The following is a 6,742-nucleotide window of genomic DNA, read 5'->3' on the forward strand; positions in this document are numbered from 1 at the left end:
CCCCCCCTGAAATGCTGAACCGCCTTCGTTGCCCAGGCGAGCGATTCCCAACCAGTGGGAAACATAGAGAGAACGAAGTCCCAGTTTTCATCCGTCAGTGCGATTGGCTTAGCCATAGTGACCGAAGCATAGCACAGAATCTAGCTTACAGTAAATAGGTTAACGCTTATGGGGCTTTGCCCTGCACCCACCAGGAGGAGATAATCTCCTCCTGGACCTCCATAATAATTTTCTGATTTGCCAATGCAATTGCCCTGTCAAAAAAGATAAGGTTGTTTGACTCAAGGCAGAAAATGACGTATCCTTCCTGTGGTTATTCGCAGAAAATCGATCCAGAACAGAGGCTTCTTGCCCATCTATCCGCAAAAATGACTCTTCTCTGACCTTGCAAGGAGTGCATACCAATGGTCCGTCAACTCTACATCCTCCGCCATGCCAAATCGGCCTGGGATACCGATGCTGCTTCCGATTTTGATCGGCCTTTGGCCAAACGCGGGCAAAAAGATGTGCCTCTGATGGGCGTCTGGATGAAAGAGCAAAAAATGCTCCCCGAACATATTCTCAGCTCGCCTGCCGTGCGCGCTGCACAAACCGTACTCGGAATATGTCAAGTTCTTGATATTAAAGAAAAAAAGATTCATTGGGAGCGCCGCATCTATGGCGCTGACACCGCTGAACTTCTGGAAGTACTCGGCGAAGTACCAAACAACAGCAAGTCGGTCCTCATTGTCGGCCACAATCCCGGTCTCGAATCTCTTGCCTCTTTTTTGGTTGGTGATCTCACTGAAAAAGCGGCCAAACTCAATATCACCGCCGCGGCGGGTGAGATGGGTGATTATGGTCTGGTCAAAACCGCCACCCTGCTGCACCTGGAAACCGAACTCTCCTGGGATACCTTGGAACAGCGTTCGGCGCGCCTGCGCAGCATCACCTATCCCCGCTCTCTTTATCCCGGCGAATAATGGATATTCTGGCAGACTATTTGGCCAGCAGCCGCAACGCTCGCGAACAGCAACTGGCCGCCTATTTGCGTTTTCCCTCCATCTCCAGCGACCCCAACTGTCGCGAAGCGCTGCAGGAGTGCGCCCGTTTTAGCGCCCAACTGCTGCAAGAGGCAGGTCTGCAAGAGGTGACGGTGTGGCAAACCCCAGGCAATCCCATCGTCACCGCCTCCTGGCGACAGGCACCTGGTCGGCCAACGGTGTTGATTTATGGCCACTATGATGTGCAACCGGTTGATCCGCTCTCCTTGTGGATCAGCCCCCCCTTTGCGCCACGTTGGCAGAATGAGCGGATTTTTGCCCGTGGTGCCACCGATGATAAAGGGCAGTTGTTGATGCACATCCAGGCGGTTGCCGCACTCCTGCACAGCAACGGCTCACTGCCTGTCAACATCATCTTCCTGCTGGAAGGGGAAGAGGAGATCGGCTCTCCCAACCTGCCCGCTTTTCTGGAGGCACATCGCCAGGAGCTTGCTGCCGATCTGGCTATCGTCTCCGACTCCTCCATGTGGGCAGAACAGCATCCGGCCATCACCACCTCGCTGCGTGGTCTGGTGCTCCTGGAGGTGACTCTGAGCGGCCCCAACCGGGATCTGCACTCTGGCACCTATGGTGGTGCCGTCGCCAATCCGCTGGAAATGCTGGCACGCCTCCTCGCCTCCTTGAAAAGCGATGAGGGTACCGTCACCATCCCCGGCTTCTATGAGCATGTCCTGCCAGTCGATGCCACTATCCGCAAACAGTGGCAAAACCTACCGTTTGATGAAAACAAATATTTAGAGACTTTGGGAATCGACAGCACCTGGGGAGAGGCAGGTTACAGCCTGCTGGAGAGAATCTGGTCGCGTCCGACTCTGGAAATCAACGGCCTGTGGGGCGGTTATAACGGTCCTGGCGGCAAAACGGTTTTGCCCGCCACAGCGCATGCCAAGCTCTCCATGCGTCTGGTTGCCAACCAGGATCCAGAAACCATGGCAGAGCTGCTGCAACGTCATCTGCTGGCCATTACCCCCTCTTGCGTGAGGATAGAGGTGCAACGAATCGCCGGTGGTGGACATCCGGTCACCATCCCGCTGCAGTGGCCGCCCATGCAAACCGCACGACGGGTTTTAGAGGAGAGTTTTGGCCACGAAACATTGCTGGTCGGTGAAGGGGCTTCCATTCCGGTGGTGGCCGATTTTGCCAAGCTGCTCGGAGTCCATACCCTCCTGATTGGCTTTGGTCTTCCGGATGCCAACACCCACTCTCCCAACGAAAGTCTGCATCTGCCCACCTTTCATACCGGCATCGCCAGCCTGATGGCGCTGTTCAAGGCTTTGTAGGTTGATGGTGTCACTGCAGGAATGCCCAATGAATATATGGTAAATTGCGTCCTTGCAGAGATTTCCAATCATCGCTTGACACTTGGATGTTGCTAGCGTAGCATCAACTAATCCCTTACAAATGTTGTTATTGAGGAGGAACCGTCATGCCATCCGGTTCAGGTGTTCCTGAAAGCAAGTTGACATATGCTGCAATTGAATCTGAGGCAGAAAAATTTGCATCTGAACATGGTTTTTCTTCGCATCAGAATGATATCAGGGACTTGGTTGCCAAATTAGGTGGCACGTTGGATGTTGCCCCGTTCTCTGATCCGCTGTCTCAGCACAGTGGTTCCATGCGTGCGTGGAGAGATGGACGGTTTATCATTTACCTGTCGCCATTTACGGGTGTGCTTCGCGACAATTTTACCATCGCACATGAGCTTGGCCACTTCAAGCTGCATATTCCTGAGTATTTTAAGCAACATCCAGAAGAAAGCACGGTCACTGTCTATCGCTTTGGAGAAGACAAACCAGAATGGCAAGCCAACAGGTTTGCTGCTGCCCTATTGATGCCCAGAACCGAATTTTTCCAACTCGCAGAAAAGACAGGCTGGAAAGAGCACGATTTGTCTGTGCATTTTGGAGTCTCCAAGCCAGCTGCCAAATTTCGCGCCGAATCTCTGAAACGTGAATATCATGGCAGTACAAGATGATCTAACAGATAGTGGCCTGCGTTTGTTTCTTTCTGTCGATATTGCAGGTTCGACAAAGTTTAAAGCGTCTCTTCCTTCAATCACTATGACTGTTGCCAACAATGATTCACGAGGTACGGACACTAATGATGCAGTCAGCAAATCATGGGTAAAGGTTTATATAGAATTTTTTTCTGATTTTCCCATTCAATTTGAAATTGCCATACGGGAAGCAAGAATTAAAGTAGCAAGAAACATTAGTGACGATCTGCAAGATCAAATTAAGTTATGGAAAATGCTTGGGGACGAATTGATATTTGTCACAAACATAAAAAAGGTAAACGATGCTGTTACCACGCTTTTAGCTTTTCATAAAACAATCATTAAATACCAGAAACTGCTTCAAGAAAAACATAATATATTATCTCTCAAGGGTACTGCATGGACTGCAGGATTTCCTATTCGCAACAGACGTGTTGTAAACGATTTGCCTAATGACCAACAAATTGAAGATTTTATAGGGCCCGATATGGATATAGGGTTTCGGTTATCCAAGTTGGCACGCTCTGGACCAATTGTTGCTTCAATGGACTTGGTTGATCTTCTGGTTCGTCACGAAAATCAGTCATTTTTTAACTGCCATTTCGTCGGATGGGAACCAATGAAAGGGGTCTTCGCAGACAAACCTTACCCCATTCATTGGTTGGTTGAAAAATTTAAGGATAGGGAATTACCATCTTGGGAAAAAGAACTACCACCATGGGAAGGAGCCATATGTCGCTTTACTGCATATTATCTGCAGCACAGAAATAATCAGGAACACAGCGATCAATTGATAGATAGGATCAACAAAACACGCGCCTCTCTCAATCAATCCGATAGACTTGGTCTGTTTGAACCCTATCTCGATAAAAGTACAATGCCTGCACAACACAAGGAGATACATGATCTTCTGGAGCGCAATGAACGTTCTGAATTCAGTAAAGCAGAAGATTTTGGCGTTGATGAAGAACAACAAGGCAATACAACAAACGAATAACTGCTTGATCTTGCTTCCTTCCCAACCCACTCTCCCAACGAAAGTCTGCATCTGCCCACCTTTCATACCGGCATCGCCAGCCTGATGGCGCTCTTTGCTGCTTTGTAAACTCTCGGAGACCCGCTCCGGAAACCAGGCGCGATGGGACAAGCGGTGGCAGCAACAGCCTCAATTGTGCACATATTGGCCGATATTTACCTCATCCAACTGTTCGGGAAGCAGATATTTTTCCGCATAGCGCCGGTACACGCCAGAGGTGAGAAACAGGTTAAACAGATCGGGATCAATATGGCCATCCTTCTTGAAGAAGGAGAGAATCTTGATCGCCTCAGAGAGCTTTTTGGCCTTTTTGTACGGACGATCCGAGGCAGTCAAAGCCTCAAAAATATCGGCAATGGCCATGATCCGCGAAGGAACCGAAAGCTCTGCCTTGTTCCACTTGCGTGGATAACCGGTACCAATCAGTGTTTCATGGTGTGAACCAGCATATTCGGGCACCCTCTGCATATCCTTGGGCAGAGGCAACTGCTCCAACATCATGATGGTTTGGATGACATGCTCGTTGATCTTGAAGCGCTCCTCCTCGGTCAAGGTGCCACGCCCGATGCAGAGATTGTACAACTCCCCATAGTTATACAGATGTTCCGGCACCTTGACCTTGAAACCATACTGCGGGTCGCTGAACTTGAAATCACTGCGCGGAATGATATGTTCCGGTCGATCCGCCAGCAGCTTTTCGCTGACAGGACAGCTTTCCGCTTCCGTGGTATAACGCATCAACTCCACATGCGAGAGCCCCGCCCGGTCGTTAAAATGCCGTTGCCAAGTCTGCTCGGCCAACACTTTCAGACGCTGTACCCGCTCCGGGGAGGTAAATTCATCCCCCTGATTGCACTCTGCCACAAAAGCAAAATCATCCAACAGTTGCTGACGACGGCTCTCAAACTGCTGCTGGGCGGTTTCGGGATCAGTTCCAGCGGCCACACTCTCCAACATGTCAATTTTGGCATCACGCAACAGCACCTCAAAACGCATGCGTATTTCATGAATCCGGTTATAGATGGTCTCCAGCTTGCTGCCTTTGTCCACCACATACTCTGGCGTGGTCACTTTTCCACAGTCATGCAGCCAAGCCCCGATGCGAAACTCTCGCCATTCGGCATCGCTGTTGAATTGAAACTCTGCCAACTCCCCTTCGTTGACCTTGCAGGCTTCCTCGGCCAACATGATGCCCAATTCGGGAACCCGTTCACAGTGGCCCCCGGTATAGGGACTCTTGGTATCAATCGCCCCTGCCACCAGGCGGATCAAGGAATCCATCAGCGCCTTTTGCGCTTCAATCAACTGATGGTTATCCAGCGCCACAGCCGCCTGGGCGGCCATGGCTGTCACAAAGCGCACCCATTCCGGATGAAAGGTGGTAATCCGTTTGCTTTTTGGATCCAGAGCATTCAAAAACTGCAACACACCGATCACCTCCCCTTCGCGCGGCGCCATCGGCACGGTCAGCATGGAGACAGTGCGATAACCACTCTGCTGGTCATAGCGCTTGGTACCACTCACATCAAAACGGCTCTCTTGATAGATGTCATCAATGATAACCGGCTTTTTGTGCAAGGCGCACCAGGTGGAGATAAATCGTTCTACCGGTTTGCCCTGCTCATCGTAGAGTGGGATCTCAAAAGAGGGCAGGGTATCCTCTTCATTGGTGAGCAAGGTAAAAGCCAGGGTCTTGCGTTCGGTAACCAAATAGAGCGTACCCGCATCGCAATGCAAAAGATCACGACCACTAAACAAAAGCTTGCGCAACAACTCCATCCGATCCTTTTCCCGGCCCAGTTCAAGACCGGTATGAATCAGATTTTCCAACTTGCCCTGACTGACCAGCAGATCCTGGGTGCGCAAGGCCACCTCTTTTTCCAACTGCTCTGCATGATTCTCCAATTGCAGATGGGCTTTTTGCAATTGATCCAGCGTCTTATCCAGATTGCGGGTCAGGCGGCAATTTTCATCATGAGCCTTTTTGAGGGTGATTTGCGTCTTGACACGCGCCAGCATCTCTCCGGTATGAAAGGGTTTGGGCAAATAGTCGTTACAACCCAACAGGGTCAACCCCTTGACCACCTCCTCCTTGTCTGCCTCAGCGGTAAGAAAAATCACCGGAATCGCTTTCCAGATCGGATCCGATTTCAGCAGACGGATGCAGGCATCACCACTCATGAGTGGCATATGACGATCCAACAAAATCAGGTCGGGCAGCCCCTCCTCAGACATTTTTTGCAACAGTTGTAACGCCTCTACGCCATTGCCAGCCTCCAGAACCTCGTAGGCCGCATCCTGCTCCCCCTCAAGAATTTGCCGCACCCGCAGGCGCACAGTACGCGAATCATCGACTGTCAATATGCGTGCATTCACCGTTTGCTATGCTCGTCTATAGATGGAGTTTTGGAATGAGATTGACCAAGCGCAAAATGTTCAATTCTTGCAATGTATATTCTACTCCATTTATAACGAACAAGCAAGCGCCACGAGCGACCCACTCCAAACCCTTCAGCATCTATGACAGAATAAATATCAATCAAAAGTGTTTTTATATGTTATAGGTTATTGTTACGATATTGTTGATATAACTGGACTTTAGAGTTTCAGCAGGGAGGAGCAGAACGGTAAGCCACGTCCCGCACGGCACCCAGCCTGCGTCTACAT

At 50.3% G+C, this 6,742-nt stretch carries 5 protein-coding genes; 4 read left to right on the forward strand and 1 reads right to left on the reverse strand.

From position 1 onward, the window contains the following. The first annotated feature begins 404 nt into the window (after positions 1-404). The 4 genes from EJP87_RS12610 (at position 405) to EJP87_RS12625 (ending at position 4,036) form a co-directional block, all read left to right on the forward strand. The gene (locus tag EJP87_RS12610) at positions 405-962 is read left to right on the forward strand and encodes a SixA phosphatase family protein (protein ID WP_130472229.1); all 558 of its coding nucleotides are present in this window, start codon (positions 405-407) and stop codon (positions 960-962) included. Continuing rightward, positions 962-2,323, forward strand: coding sequence for a dipeptidase (locus tag EJP87_RS12615; RefSeq protein ID WP_130472230.1), 1,362 nt, complete (start codon positions 962-964; stop codon positions 2,321-2,323). Before EJP87_RS12610 ends, EJP87_RS12615 begins: the two co-directional genes overlap by 1 nt. Positions 2,324-2,469: 146 nt before the next feature. Next, a complete protein-coding gene (locus EJP87_RS12620) occupies positions 2,470-3,018 on the forward strand; it encodes an ImmA/IrrE family metallo-endopeptidase (protein ID WP_130472231.1) in 549 nt (182 codons plus the stop codon). After that, entirely contained in the window at positions 3,002-4,036 is a 1,035-nt protein-coding gene (locus EJP87_RS12625; RefSeq protein ID WP_130472232.1) for a hypothetical protein, read from the forward strand. Before EJP87_RS12620 ends, EJP87_RS12625 begins: the two co-directional genes overlap by 17 nt. Positions 4,037-4,204: 168 nt before the next feature. Here EJP87_RS12625 and EJP87_RS12630 read toward each other — a convergent pair whose 3' ends face one another. Continuing rightward, positions 4,205-6,451, reverse strand: a complete 2,247-nt coding sequence (locus EJP87_RS12630) for an HD domain-containing phosphohydrolase (RefSeq protein ID WP_193771357.1) — start codon at positions 6,449-6,451, stop codon at positions 4,205-4,207. Positions 6,452-6,742: the final 291 nt, after the last annotated feature.

The organism is Candidatus Magnetaquicoccus inordinatus, assembly GCF_004217665.1.
Lineage (GTDB): Bacteria > Pseudomonadota > Magnetococcia > Magnetococcales > Magnetaquicoccaceae > Magnetaquicoccus > Magnetaquicoccus inordinatus.